13 protein-coding genes are annotated in these 17,586 nt (G+C 46.3%); 9 read left to right on the top strand and 4 right to left on the bottom strand.

Annotated features, from left to right (window positions below; translation table 11 throughout):
* Positions 1-347: 347 nt before the first annotated feature.
* A complete protein-coding gene (locus AC1S5B_RS21475; protein WP_482037741.1) occupies positions 348-1,880 on the bottom strand; it encodes a helix-turn-helix domain-containing protein in 1,533 nt (510 codons plus the stop codon).
* A 284-nt stretch (positions 1,881-2,164) separates the two neighbouring features.
* A complete protein-coding gene (locus AC1S5B_RS21470; protein ID WP_190574472.1) occupies positions 2,165-2,356 on the bottom strand; it encodes a ribbon-helix-helix protein, CopG family in 192 nt (63 codons plus the stop codon).
* Between the two features lie 281 nt (positions 2,357-2,637).
* On the opposite strand from AC1S5B_RS21470, the gene AC1S5B_RS21465 reads away from it, so the two are divergent.
* The 4 genes from AC1S5B_RS21465 to AC1S5B_RS21450 all read left to right on the top strand — a co-directional run bounded on the left by AC1S5B_RS21465 (position 2,638) and on the right by AC1S5B_RS21450 (position 11,285).
* Positions 2,638-4,035: an ATP-dependent DNA helicase gene (locus tag AC1S5B_RS21465; RefSeq protein WP_482037740.1), complete on the top strand. Its 1,398-nt coding sequence runs from the start codon at positions 2,638-2,640 to the stop codon at positions 4,033-4,035.
* A 272-nt stretch (positions 4,036-4,307) separates the two neighbouring features.
* A complete protein-coding gene (dnaN, locus tag AC1S5B_RS21460) occupies positions 4,308-5,807 on the top strand; it encodes a DNA polymerase III subunit beta (protein ID WP_482037739.1) in 1,500 nt (499 codons plus the stop codon).
* 403 nt (positions 5,808-6,210) lie between these two features.
* Positions 6,211-9,738, top strand: coding sequence for an AAA domain-containing protein (locus AC1S5B_RS21455; RefSeq protein WP_482037738.1), 3,528 nt, complete (start codon positions 6,211-6,213; stop codon positions 9,736-9,738).
* A complete protein-coding gene (locus AC1S5B_RS21450) occupies positions 9,735-11,285 on the top strand; it encodes a phospholipase D-like domain-containing protein (RefSeq protein ID WP_482037737.1) in 1,551 nt (516 codons plus the stop codon). The genes AC1S5B_RS21455 and AC1S5B_RS21450 overlap by 4 nt, the downstream gene beginning before the upstream one ends.
* Before the next feature lie 158 nt (positions 11,286-11,443).
* On the opposite strand, the gene AC1S5B_RS21445 is transcribed toward AC1S5B_RS21450, so the two are convergent.
* Together AC1S5B_RS21445 and AC1S5B_RS21440 are read right to left on the bottom strand one after the other, a co-directional pair.
* Positions 11,444-12,112, bottom strand: a complete 669-nt coding sequence (locus AC1S5B_RS21445; protein ID WP_482037736.1) for a hypothetical protein — start codon at positions 12,110-12,112, stop codon at positions 11,444-11,446.
* A complete protein-coding gene (locus AC1S5B_RS21440; protein ID WP_482037735.1) occupies positions 12,109-12,693 on the bottom strand; it encodes a hypothetical protein in 585 nt (194 codons plus the stop codon). Before AC1S5B_RS21440 ends, AC1S5B_RS21445 begins: the two co-directional genes overlap by 4 nt.
* 129 nt (positions 12,694-12,822) lie before the next feature.
* Between AC1S5B_RS21440 and lexA the strand changes: the two genes are divergently transcribed.
* The 5 genes from lexA to AC1S5B_RS21415 all read left to right on the top strand — a co-directional run bounded on the left by lexA (position 12,823) and on the right by AC1S5B_RS21415 (position 17,409).
* On the top strand, positions 12,823-13,434 hold the full coding sequence (gene lexA, locus AC1S5B_RS21435; RefSeq protein ID WP_482037734.1) for a transcriptional repressor LexA: 612 nt from the start codon (positions 12,823-12,825) through the stop codon (positions 13,432-13,434).
* A 68-nt stretch (positions 13,435-13,502) separates the two neighbouring features.
* The gene (gene dnaX / locus AC1S5B_RS21430) at positions 13,503-14,951 is read left to right on the top strand and encodes a DNA polymerase III subunit gamma/tau (protein WP_482037733.1); all 1,449 of its coding nucleotides are present in this window, start codon (positions 13,503-13,505) and stop codon (positions 14,949-14,951) included.
* A complete protein-coding gene (gene holA / locus AC1S5B_RS21425) occupies positions 14,948-15,904 on the top strand; it encodes a DNA polymerase III subunit delta (protein ID WP_482037732.1) in 957 nt (318 codons plus the stop codon). Before dnaX ends, holA begins: the two co-directional genes overlap by 4 nt.
* A gap of 252 nt (positions 15,905-16,156) precedes the next feature.
* A complete protein-coding gene (locus AC1S5B_RS21420; protein ID WP_482037731.1) occupies positions 16,157-17,011 on the top strand; it encodes an IS5 family transposase in 855 nt (284 codons plus the stop codon).
* A 74-nt stretch (positions 17,012-17,085) separates the two neighbouring features.
* A complete protein-coding gene (locus AC1S5B_RS21415) occupies positions 17,086-17,409 on the top strand; it encodes an ArsR/SmtB family transcription factor (RefSeq protein ID WP_482037730.1) in 324 nt (107 codons plus the stop codon).
* Positions 17,410-17,586: the final 177 nt, after the last annotated feature.

The following is a 17,586-nucleotide window of genomic DNA, read 5'->3' as shown; positions in this document are numbered from 1 at the left end:
ATTGCATTATTGCTGTATGTAGCGGATGTTTTATTTGAGTATCGCTAGATGTGGTTGTAACCAATTCTCCCAAGACTTAGTCTGAGTAGTACTCAAGTCACCACTAGGGGGCATTGATGTCATCAAAAGGGGAAGCTTAAGCTGACTAATCTGGCTGAAACCTTTTTATATCAGTGGTTACAGAGGGTTACAAGGAGAAGCGATCGCCCAACTCGCTGAATTAAGTCACCGTAGGGGGATGCTAATGTCACAACTATGGGACTTTAACGGGGGGTACATAAGCTTAAAACCTATGTTTATCAGTAGTTACAGTAGGGTTACAGGCTTTGTAACCAAGTACGATTGCATTACTGGATGCCAAGAACCTGACGGAGCAAGCTTTGATCTTCATCAACGGCACGACGGCGATCGCTCTCAACTAGCTTCACCCAACTGACACTCTTGCCGATCGTGGTGGCAAGTTGGGCTTGAGTCCACCCCTTTGCTTGACGGGCGGCTTTCACCGTCATGCCATTTAGTTCAGCCGCAGGCAGTAGTGCTTTAGCTGTGGTACCCTTAACGGTTCTATTAGACTTATTGCGCGTAGAACTGCCACCTGATGAGGCTCGACTGGTCTTTTCTGTTCGTCTGGTTTCAAGCTCATCCAAACACTCTTGGATCTGCATGGGCAACCGGAAGGTGAGCTTTGCCGGAAACCAATGCTTGGAAATGTAGCTATCCGGCAGCCATTTTGCCCCTAAAAGTTGCTGGTTTCGCTCTTTTGTTGGCAGGTCTGCTATTTCATCGGGTAGGCTCCAGACGGGTCTGAGCCAGAGGGGATAGGTTTCATCATCGAAGTCGATGTCAATCTTGAGATTGTCTTTGAGGGTGAGCAGGGCATTATCTACCGATTCCTTCAATTTCCACCCGTAACGGCGGTCAGACAGCGCTTTCTCAATGTCACTGCTGGGCAAAACACTTTCCAGCAGACTTTCAACGGTATAAACCCCATTCGGGCGGGAACGGCTATTCTGAATCAGATACAGCGCCATGCTGGTCGCCATTTTGCGCCGGTGGGGATCGATATCAAAGACTTCTTTGGGGATCAGTCCATACTGATACAGGGCTTTTCGCTGTTGTGCGCCCTCCCGGTTCAGGAAGCTATGGGTCCAGAGTCCCGGTTGCACCCGGATCACCACTTCATGCAGTTCCTCGGATTCCCCGTCAACATTGGGTTGGGTGTATTCCTGGACACTGACGATCCACAGCAAGCTCCGCTCCCGCACACAGAGATCCATGTCGCCTTCAAACCAGTGGATGACCGCACCCAAGGTTCCCACAACCCACGCTAGGTCAGCGACTGCCTTGAGCTTCTGTGACTTGGTGAACTTGTTGCTGTTGTGAACCTTGAGCGTTTTGATCAGGTCTGTACCGAGCAGATGAAACGGCTCTTTCCAGGGTTCAGACTGCAAGGAAGCGTAGGTAGCAAAGACAGCATGGAGGCGAGCTGCCATCACCCCGTACTGCTCCAGGATTTCACGCTCTGCTTGCGTAGAAATCGACTCTGCCTGGTGCTTCTGCTTGTTCAGGACGTAGAACTCGATGTAGCGCCCTTTGCCAAAGTGCTTTTGGAAGTAAAGGCGTTCCTGCCCATACTCGCTCCAATCTGGAGGCTTTAAAAAAGCCTGCGTCGCACTGATGACAGGTGCTCCACTGGCAATCATCTCCATTGACTTGGTGGTGAATAGCGGTGGTTCTGTTCGAGGTAGGTTGCGCGGTTTGCGGATTTTAGTCCGGGTGGACTGAGAGGGCAGAACTTCCACTTCAGTTAATTCTAACTGGGTGGAGGCTTCGAGGAGGGGAGCGCTGTCCTCGCGATCGTTAGGTTTGGGTTGCATCATGGCTCAATCGTTGAAAAGAACTACATGGAACCAAAACGCCATACCTAGATTCTTACGAGGTAAGAACCTCTGCCCTTTTCAAGGATCAAGTAATTTGCTAACCTGTCAGTAATGGGCAGGTCGCAACCTCTCCAACCGGGAAGGGCATATCGTTGATATGGTCGTTCTGGCTTTAACCGAAGCATCGAAGGCACCAGGAGTTCACCCGCCAAGACGATTTCCTGGTGTTTTCAAGCTTTAAAGGGCATGGATGGGTTTTTAGAGTCTCCATCATAAATTTGGGTTTACTCGATTCCTTGTACGGAAAGCATTCCCCGAGCAATGCGCTCGATGAATTCGGAACGAGACAGAGAGAATGCAGCGGCTAACTCATCCAGCTTTTCAACTCCGGTGGGAGTGAGTGCAATCATGGTCGGCTTCTTAAGTTCCCCATAGAGCTGATCTCGTCCTTTCCGTTTCGGTTTTTGAGTCTCCATAGCTGCGGTTACTAATCTTATATAAGAAATTACCACGGACTGCCAAGAATAATAGACCAGAACTGCCCATCTGGATATAGTTGTTCCCTAATTGCGTAACCACATGGCTAGTGGTTTCGTAGGGGTGGAAGGTAGAGCGATGGTACAGCTCTCAGATTGTTACAGCTTAATTTATAAACATCTGTACTAAAACAGAACTCAATTGAATTGGGTTACTGAAATTGGGTTTGCTGATTTCGAGAAGACCGAAAAAACCAGCTACCGCTGCGCCAAGCCGATTCATGGATGACATTAGCGGAATCGTAATGATGCAAACCCTTCCTGCTTCCTCCCCGGCTGTCTCTTTCCCCTTTCAACTGACTGAGCAACAGCGTCAAGCTCTGGATGCAATGTGGACGTTCCTGCAACCGGCTGTCACGGCTGCCCTGTTTCTTTTAGTTGGCTTTGCTGGCACAGGAAAATCAACGATCGTTTTTCAATTGGTGAAAGTGCTAGTCAGCAACGGGAAACGAGTCGTTCTGACCGCACCTACCAATAAGGCTGTCGGTGTGTTGCAACGCATGGCGCTAGAAAACGGGGTGACTGGCGTAGACTTCTTCACAATTCATCAATTGCTGGGGCTGGGCATGGTTTCCAGAGGTAACGAGAAAGTGTTGGCACCGACTGGAACGTCGTACATTGGGCTGTTCGATGTTGTGTTCATTGATGAGTGTTCCATGATTGGAGAGCAGCTCTGGCACTGGATTGAGGAAGCTTCCAAAAGAACATCAACGTGGCACCCGCTCAAATTGATTCTGATGGGCGATCCGGCTCAGCTTAATCCGGTGAATGAAGGCAGATCGCCAGCCTTCACCATACCCAATAAAGCCGTGTTGACTCAAGTGGTACGCCAGGGCACTGACAGTCCGCTGTTGGAATTTATCACCGCTTGCCGTTATGCAGTGGCGAAGAGCAAAGCACCCTTTGAGCCATTTGCAAAGTATCTACCAGATAAGAGTAACGGTGCATTGCTGGTGAAGCGGCGATCGCTCCTCAAATATGCCTTCAAGAAAATCTCTGGCGAGTTTACCCAGAACCCTGATTGCTTCAGAATTTTAAGCTGGACAAACGCGCAAGTGGATTACTACAACCAGCAGATTCGCAATCATTTGTATGGCAAGACTACCTCTCGGTTTATTTCGGGCGAACGGTTGATCACGCGCGATCCAGTTTTGGCTCCTGATGGTAAAACGATTATCCTCTCCACTTCAACGGAGTTCACGGTTCAGGAGTTTTCAGAAGATCGGTACAGCAATTACAAAGCCTGGAGGCTAAAGGTTGCAACGGATGATGGCGTATCACGTCAAATCTATGCTTTGCATGAAGATGAGCAGAACCGGTTTGATGGAGAAGCTCGTCGGCTGATGGCGATCGCCAAACGTAATCCATTTCTATGGCGTGACTACTATCACCATTTAGAACAGTTTGCTAATGTGCGAAATTGCTTTGCTATTACGGTTCACAATAGCCAGGGGAGTACGTTTCTAGAATGTGGTGTCGATGGACAGGATCTAAGCAAACGGCTTAACCCTGAACGTGGTGATACGGCAAAAGACTTGTTGGCAAAGGTGAAAGAGCACAATCGCTTATGGTATGTCGGAGCCAGCCGTGCTCGGCGGCGGATTCTGGTTGTGCCATAGGTCTTTTACTTAGGGAATGCTTTTAGACAGAATCACCTCAAAGTATTTCCTAAGTAAAACCAACTGCCAGAAGCTACGTATCGGGTTCACCCAAAATGAGTTGCTTCCAACAACCTTGTTGACTTAGGGAATACTTAACGGCGTTTTGGCTTCACACTATACCCTAAGTAATTTGACCATTCTGCCAAGAAGCTTGAGCCATAGGGTCTTTGGCATTTTTCATCTGCTAACGCAGGCATCCTTCGACGACCATTCAATCAGAGACACTGATCATGACTCAAGCCTTACAACGATCGAGGGGCAAGACTGCGAGACAAACAAAGCAGACTGAGCAACCGACTTCTGAAACTGCGATCGCACAACGTGTCCCTAGGGCACTCACTTCTTTAGAGCAACCTACCGACACACCAGAGGCGAGTGAAGCGGAAACAACAGTCGATGAGCCTGAAAATTCTGCTGAGCCTGAAGTATCGGCGGAGCCTGTGCCCAAGAAGTCAGCGAGAAAACGGACAGCTAGATCGCAGCCAAAGGACACACCTACAACGGAACAAGGGATGCAGGTGATTTGTTCTCAAAGTCAGTTTCATGATGCACTGGCGATCGCAAGTTGTGCTGCCCCAGCAAAACCTAATCATCCAGTGCTGGCAAATGTGCTAGTGGTGGCAGATGCTAACGCTCAACAGGTTCATCTGACGGTAACCGACTTAGCAATGACGATTCAAGCAAGCTTTGAGGCACAGGTGCTTTTGGGCAGTGAGATTACGGCACCTGTTGAGATGCTCTCAGGGATGGTCAAGCAGTTTCCAGCAGGTAGCATCACGCTCAAGAGTCAGGCGCAGGTCACAAAGCCAGCGTCGGAAGAGGAGCAACTGACTAAGACTTGCTCCATTACGCTGTCGGATGCCGATGGAAAATATGAGATTCGAGGGATTCCGGCTGAGGAATTTCCGCCCATTGCAACACCCAAAGCGGCTCCAGTTTCCCTACCGACCAATGTGTTGAGAGAAGGACTGAAAGGGGTGCTGTACGCGATTAGCACGGATGAAACTAAGCGTATTTTGACAGGCGTTTATATTCAGATTAGGCAAAATGCCCTGAAATTCATTGCAACAGACGGTCATCGAGTGGCGATAGCAGAATTATCAACGGAGGGCATTAGCAGAAAGCGACGCAAGCAATCGGGAGCCGATGAACCTACCCAGTTTCCGATTTCCGGCAAAGCGCTGAAGGAACTGATTCGTAACCTGGCTGATTCAGTTGAGTCAATTCAACTGCTGTACGATGCGGAGGCAACCCGCGCTAGTTTTGCATGGCAAGACATTATTTTGAGCTGCCAGTGCATTGAAGGGCAATATCCAGACTGTGAACAACTGTTGGCACGCTACAGTTTTGACCAAGAAGTGGTGCTGGAGAAATCAGGACTACTCAAGGCATTGGAACGGCTATCGGTGCTGACTGACAAAAAGGAAAGAGGAATTCAGTTTCGCTTTGATGGAGCGACCCAACAAATTCACCTTTCGATCGAAAGGGAGTTTGGCAAGGGAGATGAGACGATTAATGCTCATGTCCCTACAGATATGACGTTGGATATCCAATTCAATCTTAAGTATCTGGGAGAAGCGGTTAAAGCGATTCCTAGTTCTGGGATCAAGATGCATTTGAAGCAACCGGATTACCCGGTAATGCTGGTTCCGGCTGGAGATTTCAACAATCCGGAGCTAGAGATGGACATGCGCCACTTTCTCTTTCCTCTCTATAAGCAATCAGAGTAAGTTGTTGCAGCCATATAGGGGCCAAGGATCGAGTGGACTGTGACGTGCACAGTCCACTCGATCCAAAACGTGCGTATAAATTATTGTCTTGACTCCTTGTGCCCCATTAATTCCACTTCGACATGCAAAGGCAGCCAGACCCATGTGACGCTGCTGTCTCGCCTGTCTCTGTCTAGGATTGCTGTTGAGCAAGTCAACTTCCTGGCTCGAAAGCGTAGCCCCTCTCCTGGGTGGAGGCTGCCTTTGTCTGCGGTTCAGGGCACGGCACCAATATTATCTGTTGGCTTCGATAAGAAGATGGTTCGGTCTCCCGCCAAGGAAAATTTGGATAGTGCCGCAGTCAATCTGGGAGGTTAGGCTAAGGTGGAGGGAATAATTAGCTTGGTAAGTTAAGCACACAGCCATGCCTCGTATCATTAACGATCGCTACGTCTTATTTCCCAATCCACGTATAGGCGGAATGGCTGATGTTTACAAGGCGACTGACTATCAAAGAGATGGTTGCCAAGTCGCAGTCAAAGTCTTTAAACATGGACAAATTGACGTGGGTATCTTGGCAGAATCCTTTAGACGCGAGACTCAGGCTCTTAGAGAGTTAAAACATCAGAGCATTGTTGAGCTTTCTGATTCAGGAAAAGATAAGCAGACGGGGGAATATTTCCTAGTACTGGAGTGGATGGAGCGAGATTTGGCGGCTCTCCTTAACCAATCCCCCCTAGAGGGATGGGACTCATATTGGGAAAGGCTAGCTCTTCCGATTCTGAATGCTCTTGCGTTCTCTCACGAAAGAAAATGCGTTCACAGGGATCTCAAGCCGAGCAATATTCTAATTGGTGCCGATGGTAGGTTAAAACTTGCTGACTTTGGTATTTCAAAACTTAGAGGATATTTTCGTCCAACGGTAACGCTGAGAGAATTTGTCTCGCGCCCCTTCACACCACCTGAAGAAGATGATGGGTCATACCCATATACCCGTGATGTATTTAGTTTTGGGGTAGTGACACTAAAATGCTTGACAAATGTTGATCTCGTTGACTATAGAAGCCTTCAGAGAGCGATCGCTGATCTTGATGCACCACCTGAAATTATCGAGATTATTGAACGTTCTATTGCAACTGATCCTGCCGAACGGCAACCAAATGCAGAAGTGCTATTGGCAGAGTTAGATGCTATTCAGCAGAAGCGATCTCGTTCACAACTGACCCCAAAGTACACCTGCTACCTTCAGCTGACTCGTAGCGCTGTGAAAAATCTCCAGAATGAGTTTCAGATATCTGAAGAAGAGATTGAGAAAGTTTTACTTGAAGATTTAAATGCGGGATGCGCTGTTTCCAAAAAAGTTGGTGATAGAAATAATGGGCGATCTCCTGATAATCAATACTCTATTTTTGGTTTCTCATACCGATATTTGGTTGCAGCAGAGCAGGATCATTTGGTCATAATTAATGCTCAGAGCTTTTCCAGTGCCATACTTGAACAGAATCGTGAACGTTCTTATCAACCACCTTATGAATTCAGATTTGGGAGACCTTTAGTCAGATGGGAAGCAGAAGATGTTATTCGGGAACTCAGGCTATCGATTGAAGAACACGAGGCAAACTTAAGGCAATCAAGAGCTGAGGAAGAGAAGCAGCGAATATTTCGGGTTTGGTGGGATATTCTGAGAGCAAAGACTGATTGGGAACAGCAGCGAGAGAAAGCTCTTAAGTATCTTACCTTCAGTCCTGATGGTAATCGAGTAATTTTCCAACTAGCAGAATTACCTGAAGATGATATTGCTGGGCAGTCTCGTCATGTCAAAAACTCTAAGGGATTTAGCCTCTTGGGTGGAGATGTTGTAGAGGTGGTTGGTGATGAACTACACCTGTATGTCAAGGACGGAAAACTAGATCGTTTGCCTCAAGTCGGTGAACTTCAGCTTGACACTCGATTAGCTGAGAATGCTCTTAGGCGGCAGAAAAGTGCGTTAGATGCCATTCGATATGATCGAGCTGTTCGTTCTGACCTGCGAAATCTATTAATTAACCCTGATGAGATTCAAGTTCCTACTTTAGAGTTCGAGGTTCAGTTCGTCCAGGACTTGAACGAGTCACAAAAGGAAGTTGTTAGCTCTGCCCTCTCAATGCAAGACTTTCTGCTAGTGCAAGGACCACCAGGCACAGGTAAAACAACTTTTATTACTGAAGTGATTTTGCAAACGCTTCAACAAAACCCTGAAGCACGAATTTTGCTCAGTTCTCAGACGCATGTTGCGTTAGACAACGCATTAGAACGGATTCAAACCAAGAACCCAAATTTGAAGCTCATCCGAATTGGCAATCATGAAAGAGTTTCCGAAGGTGTACACTCACTACTTTTAGAGGAACAGATAGAGAAATGGCGTGAGGATGCACTATCCAAAGGTCGAGATTTCCTAACTCATTGGTCAACAAACAATGGAATATCTCAAGAAGATCTGGAAAAGGCAATTTTGTTCCAAGAGTTAAAAAATATTGTACTAGGTCTAGAAAATCTGCGAGTGGAACTGGAGAGCCGAAAGCAAGAGAGAGAAGACAATTTCCCTATAATTGAAACCTTAAGTGAACGTCAAGCGCCACGAAAGTCTACAAAAATAAAATTAGAATTTTTACATACTGAACTTAAAAAAAGGGAAGGCATATCTCAGTCAGCGAATGTAGGAAGTTCTAAAGAAAAGCAAAAGCGAAGAATTTCGGCAGCACAGGAAGAAGAGTTTAAACGCTTACAAGAAGAAATCGAAGAATTAGAGAAAAAGACAAAAGCCTTGCGGGATGAACAGAAGCAGAAAGTCAAACGCCTTCAGGAAATAACTCAAATCAAAGTCGATGAATTATTAAGGTTGACAAGTATAGAACTAGAGAATCGGAGCAACAATCTGATTGATCCAAACGCACCGAATGCTAAATTACTACAAAAACTTATAAACCTGCAAACAGAATGGTTTGATCAGTTTGGTCGTAATGAACGATTTAATAATCCATTAATTAAGCGATCACAAGTTGTAGCTGGAACTTGTATCGGGATTTCCAGAGAAATTCATGACGCTGAATTTGACCTTTGCATTGTAGATGAGGCTTCAAAGGCAACTGCGACGGAAGTCTTAGTACCAATGTCGCGTTCCAAAAAGTGGCTATTAGTAGGAGATCCAAAACAGCTTCCACCCTTTCAAGATGAAGCCAGTCGAAATACTGAATTTCTTGAGCAATACGAATTGACTCCAGAGGATGTTCAGGAAACTTTGTTTGATCGTCTTTTAAGAATCTTACCGGATGGATGCCAGAAAATGCTGGCTACTCAGCATCGAATGGTAGAACCAATCGGCAAGATCATTAGCACCTGTTTCTATGAGGGAAAATTAGAAAGTAGTGGACCTGAAATTGATAAGGTTTTGAGCAAAGTCTTACCAAGACCCGTTACGTGGCTAACGACATCAAAGCTTCCTAACAGTCGTGAGCAAAATGCTAATTCTAGCTTTAATAATTCCTGCGAAGTCACTGCCATTTTTCAATGGTTGAAGCAATTAAACCAAGTAGCTATGGAAGCCCAGAGGAATTATAAAGTAGCAGTTTTAAGTGGTTATGCGGGACAGTTGAAATTGTTGAAGCGCAGCTTAGATGCAGAGCAAAGTGGCTTGCAGACTTTAGCAATTGAGTGCAATACAGTTGATGCCTTTCAGGGACGTGAGGCTGATATCGTGATTTATTCTGTCACTCGCTCCAATAAAGATGGAAAAATCGGCTTCTTACGCGATGAAGCTAGGTTGAATGTTGCATTATCCAGAGGTCGAGTTGGTCTTTTGATTGTGGGTGATCATCAGTTTTGCCGATCATTGAGTTATAGCCCTTTGAGTGACGTTTTACACTACATCGAACAACACCCAGAAGACTGCATTTGTAAGGAGCTAAACTTATGAACTGGGAATCAGAGTTTGTCTCTCTCTCTTCTGAGGATCTTCGTCGCTATGATAATCGTCCTGGCTTTGACTTAGTTAGTTGCCAAGAAGTTGGTTTGCCTGTTTATAAAGTTACCGTTGATGTTCTCACTCAGATTCGCAAGCCAATTCCGCCAATTGAGGAGTTTGTTCTAAAATCGATTGATGCTGGATTGTCGTCTGAAGAGGAAGTTGCAGGATTTTTAGGTTTGGAAATCTCAACAACTAGAGAGGCAATGGTGAATCTTCGACTGAGCGAAGATATTGATTTGATTGCTCCTGATGCGTCGCAGTTTCAAATGTGGAGATTGACTAAGAAGGGTGAGAGGACTTTAAGAGAAGCTAAAATTATCGTCCCAGAGGAACGAACCTTCGACATTAATTTTGATGGACTTCTACGAACCCCGCGTTGGTATGCTCAATTTGAGAAGAGTTTACTGAAGCCAAAAGATTTACGAGATGAAGGCGTTTTGGAAATTGAACCTTCACCTAAGCGTCCTCCAGAATTATCTGATTTAAAAATCAAGGATATTGATGCAACTATCAAGAAAATTGAGAAATTCAGAGAAAGAAGCTCTAAAAATTCGCAAGAACAGGATTTATTAGCATTAAAAGCAATTGAGCGAAGGCAAAGATTTTTTCAGCTGTCTACTGCGCTTGTTTACAAGGCAAAAGATAGTGATGAAATTCAAATTGCCTTCATTGTTGATGATATGCTCTCAAATGAGCATGAAGCTGCTTTTGCCCGTTCAACCGGAGCCAAGAAAATCCGAAATCAGATTCTTAATGCCTTACAGAAAAATGAGCCACTTAAATTTGCAGAAGACCTTTTAGGGCAAGAATTTGTATCAGCAAATCTAGTTGATCCGGATACTATAACTGCAAAAGTAACTGAAGTTAAGGCAGAAATAGAAGCGCAAATTGAAGTAGCACAAGAAAAACTAGATCAAACAGACAATGAAGATGAAAAGAGTGAATTGATTCAACAACTTGAAGAGAAAGAACAGCAGATTTTACAGCTGCAATCTCGAATGGAATCTATGCTTGCCTCAGTTCCTATGCGCTGGCTAGAGATGTATGAGCATCGTCCTTTGTTAGAGCAAGCCTTGAAGGATACCCAGGAACGCTTACTGATTATTTCTCCATGGATTCGGGCTAATTCTGTCAACCGATGGTTTCTCCAGCAATTTGAGAATCTGCTGAAACGAGGAGTCCAAGTTTTTATCGGGTATGGTTTGGGAGAGAAAGACGAAAACCGTTATCCAAAAGATATTGAGGCTGAAAAAGCTCTACAAAAGTTGGCAACTCAGTATTCTAAATCCTTTATCCTCAAGCGATTGGGAGATACTCATGCCAAAATCTTGATATCAGATACCAGGTTTGCAGTTTCTACCAGTTTTAACTGGTTGTCTTTCAAAGGTGAACGAGATCGCACTTTCCGCGATGAGCGTGGCACATTAGTTTCTGATCCTCAGAAGATTGATGAGTTGTTCAATAATTTGCTTAGACGACTAACGGAGGAATTGTAGTTTAGGCTTAAGTCTGAGTGGCGGTGCAGTATAACAATATGCCCTAAGCCGATTGCACCCTAACCGAAGCAAGTTTATTGGTTGGAAATTGAAGCTAGTAATGGTGGGTGAACGGAGTAGTTAGGCTTATCTTGAAAATTTTTCCCAGGACAAGAATACTATAGTATTCTTGTATCTATAGAGATCACCTGATCGGGTGCCAGAATACCTCCGACTGTGACCACTTCCAGTTTTCCAGTTTCCTGGGGATGCTGAGTTTTGACCTTAGCGATCGCTTCCTCAATCCCTGCTGCCTGAGCAATGTAGATCTGCGTCTCGCTTCTCAGTACCCAAATCGGACTAGCCCAGGTATGTCGGGGTCGAAGGACGGCTTTGTGGATGATCTGATGGCTAAACTGAATCAGTTGTTCTAAGGCAGCTTCGGAACAAAACTCGGCAAGCTGTGACTGAAATAGTTCTTTGAGCGCTTCTGTTGGAATATGTGTGGTGACGTTTGTTGAAGCTGGCGGAAGCTCAGAACCCAAGGACTGACTCGCAGCCGGAATGAGCAAAGATTCAATCTGGCGTTGAATCTGAGTGGCGATGGCATCAAAATCTGGCTCCATCAAAATGTGTCCTAAATGCGCTTGCAAGAAACGCTTCAGTTTTTCGTCTTCAAGCGCCATTTCACGGGTGCTGAAATAGCCTGAAATACTGTTTCCCAAATCTCGTCCACAACCAACTTCTCCATTGGCAGCGTCCTCTGCTTCAATCAACTCCATGAGGCGCTGATGGCGAGTCCCTTCATTCGGTGCGGCTTTCGGCTTGGCAGGAATCGATTGAGTCATGGGTCATCCATCCGTAAAGTCTCGAAGTAAACGAGGTGATCGGGTTCTTCAGGATCAGGACCGCAATCGAGCAGTCCAATTCTCAGCTTTCTGTAAAATCCTAGCGCACCCGGCAGGGCATGTAACCCTATGCTGCCTTGATAACCCAATTCGTAGCTGCGGGCGACTGCGAAATCCACCAAATTACCCCCAACGCCTTTGTAGGTCGGAGGGTTTGTGATGACAGGTCGGTTCCAAGGGGCGGTTGCCAAAGCACTGATGTAGACTAACCGCCGTCGTAACTGAGATTCAATCAGACAGCGTTTTTTTAAGACATCAAGCATCATCAGCCCTTGGGTGATCCCTTCGCATTCGATCGCGTACAACTCATCGCCTGGGAGTAACTTAGATCGACGGCTCTTGCCTACCCAATTCCAATACTCATCGTCTTGACCGCTCCCTTCCAAAATTGGCTCCCACAAAGTTCTGGCATCCTCAAGGTGCTTGTCAGTCACCTCTGTCAGGATGGCATCGATGACCTGCTGGTCTTGAACTTGAAGAAGCTGAATGGTGCGATTCAACGGAATAAAAAGATCCAACAACGGATCTCATCATAAGGTTTTGGAGCTGGGGATTTGTTCATCATCAAAAATCCAAGCGCCTATTTTTTACCAACTTGCCTAAAATTAAGAACAATTGTACTATAAAACCAACTTAGCTACTTCTATCAAATGCAGCGCCCCTCTCCTCACCTAAGACTCCTTGAATACTTGGAAGCCTACAGTCAGCTTCACGATTATTCTCCTGCTATTGATGAAATGATGGCGGAGATGGGAAAACCTCGCGGTGCAATCCAAAATAGTCTCAAATATTTGGAACGAGAGGGCTATATCAAACGGCAGTTTGGAAAAGCTCGTGCTATCCAATTTCTTAAATTAAACCGAGGTGGCATTCCAATTTGGGGGACGATCGCCGCAGGCTATCTTAGTGAGGTATTCACTGATACTCAGGATGTGCTGTCAATCTCCAGTCCAAAACTGAAACTGGGGGATTTTGCACTCCAAGTGGCTGGGAACAGTATGATTGGCGATCACATTACGGATGGTTCATTTGTGATTATGCGTCCTGTCTCTGATCTTACTGCATTGAAGGCTGGAGAGATTGTGGCAGCGTGGGTAGAAGGTAGGGGTACAACGCTGAAGCACTTTTATCGTGAGGGCAATCACATTTCGCTGATTGCATCTAATCCTAACTACCCACCCATCACAGTTAATGCAGAAGAATGCCAAGTAGAGGTGCAAGGTGTCTTGTTATGGGTTTTGCGAGAGTGGAGTGGTCTCTAATTTACCTCCACTAAAGCAAGCTGCCCCTGACTAGGGGCGATCGCCATGATGATTAAACTACTATCACCATGCCGACCATCGCCTTGCATCAAAAATATCGCCCGAAAACCCTGGCAGAACTGGTTGGACAACCCTACGTCCAAACCGCTTTGTCCAATGCCATCGACCAAATGTATGTTGCCCCGGCATACCTCTTCACAGGTTCCAGAGGAACTGGTAAAACCTCTACTGCGCGTATCTTTGCTAAATCTCTCAACTGTTTAAGCTTTGATGGACCTACTGATGAACCCTGTGGTACCTGCCAATCTTGTCGCTCTATTGAAGCCAGTAACAGCCTGGATGTGAGTGAGATTGATGCAGCTTCTAACAATGGGGTGGATGATGCCCGTGCTTTGATTGAACGCAGTAGCTTTGCTCCAGTTATCGGACGTTACCGAGTTTTCCTGCTTGATGAAAGCCACATGTTAACCACACAGTCTCAAAACGCTCTGCTTAAGTGTATTGAGGAGCCACCACCCCATGTGGTCTTTATTCTTTGCACCACAGAAGTGCATAAGGTATTGCCGACGATTGTAAGCCGCTGTCAGGTGTTTCACTTTCGGACACTGTCGATCCAGACGATCGCCCAGCACCTTCAGGAGATTGCGGATGCCGAAGCGATCGCTGTCAGTGCTGACGCTTTAATGGCGATCGCCCGTTTTGCAGAGGGAGGCTTACGGGATGCCCTTCAGCTTTTGGGTCAGGTTAGCCTGCTCGGTGAAGCAGTGACCGCGAATCATGTGATTGAAATGACGGGTGGCGTTACGGCAACAGACCTGCTGATAGTGCTGGAGGCGATCGCCACGAACGATACCTTTCAACTCCTTCAATCAGCCCGAACGTTGGTTGATTCTGGCAAAACACCCAAATTGATTCTCAGCAGCTTGCTCCAAACCTACCGAGATCTGCTCATTCTCAAAGCGGCTCCCCAGGCAGCAGATCTACTTACCAGCCCTGTCAACTATAGCCAATTGAAGGCGATCACCGCTCACTGGGATTTCGACACACTTAACCAGTCTCTGGTTCAATTACAGAAAGCAGAGAGCTATCTTCGCAACACGACCAACGCATCTGTCTGGCTAGAGACGTGTCTGCTGAACTTGATGCCGATGTTGAGATCGATTCCCTTTAGCTCTCCAGATGTGAAGCAGGCAGTGGGCAAAAATGGGCATAGCCGTAAAGCAATCTCTGAGACAGCTTCGGTAACCGCAGTTCACAAGCCTACTGATTTAGCAGCTCTCTGGCAAAAAGTTGTAGCCTCGGCTAAACCAGGAACTCAAAAGTTGTTGGCTCAGGCACGCCTGACCAAGCTACAAGGAACGAAGGCAATTCTGGAAGTTGCCCCTGCGTCGTTTGCGAAGTTTGAAGCGAATCAACAGGCGATCGCTCGAATGCTTCAGCGAGTTACTCATAGCCCGAAGCCGATGACTGTATTGATCAGAACGCTCACAGCCAGCAAAAATGGGAGATCAGTATGATTATTCTGTTGCCTGGAGACGATCAATTTGCCATTCGACAAAAGCTGGAGCACTACAAAGCAGAACTTGACCCGCAGTGGTTAGAGCTTTGCTATCATCGCTTCCCTGCCAGTGCTTTGGAACAAGCCATGAGTGCGGCACGAACACCCTCGCTCAGTGGTGGTAAACGGCTTGTGGTCGTAGAAGACTGCAATTTTAAGCAATGGGGTGATGCCCAGTTAGAAAGTTTGCAACAAGCTGCTCAGGTGCCAGATTCTACAACTCTTGTATTTGTGGCAACCAACGTAGACAAACGGCTCAAGATCTACAAGCATTTGCTCAAGTACGGTCAGTGTCTCGAGCTTTCATTAATTCCGCCCTGGCGTACAGATCTGATCGCAGAGGCGATCGCCACTCAAGCAAAGCAGATGAAACTACGACTGCCCAAAGATGTTGTTGAATATCTGGCAGCGGCGATCGGCAATGACATGACCCGTGGTGCTTCAGAACTCCGCAAACTGGCAATCTATACGAATAGTCAGCCCGTCGGTCTTGCTGAAGTACAAAGCCTGATTCCTTGCCAGACTCAAAGCAATTTGCAATTAGCGGAGGCGGTTCGCAACGGGGAAAGTGAAGCAGTCGTGCGTCTGATCGACGAATTGCTGGCTCGCTCTGAGCCAATGCTGGTGATGGTTGCGACTCTACTGACCCAGTTTAGAACCTGGCTATGGGTTAAAAGTGCGCTTGCGAGTGGTATCCAGAACAACACTGAAATTGCTCAACTGTGCAACGTGGGGAATCCCAATCGGCTTTACTATTTGCGGCAAGAGGTCGCAACCATGCCCCTCAGAGCCTTGATTCAGGCAGTAACCAAACTGGTGGATTTGGAAATGTCGATTAAGCAAGGTGCTGTGCAGGCAAACGCCATCTTGCCATCTCTGCTGGCGATCGCGCGGTTGTTCAAGTCCATTTGACTGGGTACACAGCTTACAGCAATGGTGTGGACTGGTATGGACTGGTATGAGGCGATCGCCCTTCGCTATTTCCTATACCAGTTCTGTGGCTGTCAACAGTACCCAACTCAATTATGACTGGGCGGCAGGCTGCTTTATGGATGAGTGAAAGCTGATACTCGATGACAATGTTCAGTTCCGAGCCTTATAGAGCGGATTTGACATCTTTACAAGCATGATTTAGGGTGCTCGTAGCCCTATCATCTGACCGCTATGAGCTATTCGAGCAGCCTTACTGATGGAGAATGGGAAATCTTTGAACCCCTGTTGGTTGAGGTGTTGCCCCAGAAGAAACGAACCCGTCCTTGCAATTGGACAAAACGAGAGATTTTCGATGGCATCCTCTATCAACTCAAAAATGGCTGCAATTGGGAAGACTTACCCAAAGACTTTCCCCCCTACTCGACGGTCTACTGGCACTACAAACAGTGGCGCACTGCTGGAGTGTTCGAGGAGTTGATGCGGATGCTGCACGAACAAGTGCGTGAACAGGTTAAAAAAAAACCGAAGTGGACAACGCTGATCATCATCGACTCGCAAGCGGTCAAGAATACCTGCACTGCCGGAGTAGCCTCTAAAGGCTTTTGTTTCTACAAAGCGACCAATGGCATCAAACGGCATCTGGCTGTCGATACGCTTGGGTTTCCCTTCTTTACCCACTGCACAAAAGCCAATGTTTCCGATGATGCAGGATTGATTGAGATGCTGAGTTTGAACATTGACTATTTCAAGTCGAAACCCGTCAATATTCCCAAGATCACCCTCTTGTTAGACCACGGCTATCACATCGACCATCTGACTACCGAGTTAGAGAAAGTGTATCCTCAGATCATGACGAAAATCAGATTTCAATTGTCTACCAAACCCTCAAAGCAGGAGAATGCGGCGCAAGGAAAATCGGGTTTTGTGCCAGCGGTTGCTCGCTGGGTAATTGAGCGATCCAATGCTTGGATGGAGCGGTGTAAAATCTTGGTCAAGAACTTTGAACGAACTCTTGATAACGCAACGACCAAAATCAATCTCTGCTTTGTCAGGCTTATGGTTAAGCGCCTTGCTGCCTCTTCTTAAGATCTCAAATGGGTTCTATACTAAACTTCTACGGTTAAAGCTTATTTCAATAAAAATTGAATTAATAAAACTTGATGAGACGAGCATCCATACTATCTGCCAACTCAGTTGCAGCAAGCTTTCATGCACTTTCCGAGCCGCTTCGAGTGCAAATTCTTGATTTGCTGCGGACAAAAGAACTCTGTGTTTGTGATCTATGTAAAGCGTTAGAAGCGACTCAATCCAAGCTATCATTCCATCTCAAGGTTTTGAAGGAAGCTGATCTAGTTAGATCGCGTCAAGAAGGACGCTGGATTTACTACAGTCTCAATCTGCCCCAGTTTGTTGTTTTGGAGCAGTATCTAGCGGAATATCGTCGCTTCAGTCCAATTATGCCTGCTCCTCCCTGTGACGATTAGCCTGCGTAGCTTGGCAGTTCTTCTAGTCCTACCAATTCAATAAATTTTGTTACATCTTTCCTGATTGGTTGAGCTTTTGTACAAATACATCAATTAAAATTGATGTATCAATACTTTTAAATATAAACGTGGAACCTTGGACTACAGCTTCTGATACCAAATTTTCACGCAATTGGA

The organism is Leptolyngbya sp. CALU 1928 (assembly GCF_056784215.1).
This window is presented reverse-complemented; position numbering and strand designations above follow the sequence as displayed.

Bases quoted from the DNA above. Each gene is read 5' to 3' on its own strand.
- AC1S5B_RS21475 (WP_482037741.1), bottom strand. From the start codon at position 1,880: ATGATGCAACCCAAACCTAACGATCGCGAGGACAGCGCTCCCCTCCTC.
- AC1S5B_RS21470 (WP_190574472.1), bottom strand. From the start codon at position 2,356: ATGGAGACTCAAAAACCGAAACGGAAAGGACGAGATCAGCTCTATGGG.
- AC1S5B_RS21465 (WP_482037740.1), top strand. From the start codon at position 2,638: ATGGATGACATTAGCGGAATCGTAATGATGCAAACCCTTCCTGCTTCC.
- dnaN (WP_482037739.1), top strand. From the start codon at position 4,308: ATGACTCAAGCCTTACAACGATCGAGGGGCAAGACTGCGAGACAAACA.
- AC1S5B_RS21455 (WP_482037738.1), top strand. From the start codon at position 6,211: ATGCCTCGTATCATTAACGATCGCTACGTCTTATTTCCCAATCCACGT.
- AC1S5B_RS21450 (WP_482037737.1), top strand. From the start codon at position 9,735: ATGAACTGGGAATCAGAGTTTGTCTCTCTCTCTTCTGAGGATCTTCGT.
- AC1S5B_RS21445 (WP_482037736.1), bottom strand. From the start codon at position 12,112: ATGACTCAATCGATTCCTGCCAAGCCGAAAGCCGCACCGAATGAAGGG.
- lexA (WP_482037734.1), top strand. From the start codon at position 12,823: ATGCAGCGCCCCTCTCCTCACCTAAGACTCCTTGAATACTTGGAAGCC.
- dnaX (WP_482037733.1), top strand. From the start codon at position 13,503: ATGCCGACCATCGCCTTGCATCAAAAATATCGCCCGAAAACCCTGGCA.
- holA (WP_482037732.1), top strand. From the start codon at position 14,948: ATGATTATTCTGTTGCCTGGAGACGATCAATTTGCCATTCGACAAAAG.
- AC1S5B_RS21420 (WP_482037731.1), top strand. From the start codon at position 16,157: ATGAGCTATTCGAGCAGCCTTACTGATGGAGAATGGGAAATCTTTGAA.
- AC1S5B_RS21415 (WP_482037730.1), top strand. From the start codon at position 17,086: ATGAGACGAGCATCCATACTATCTGCCAACTCAGTTGCAGCAAGCTTT.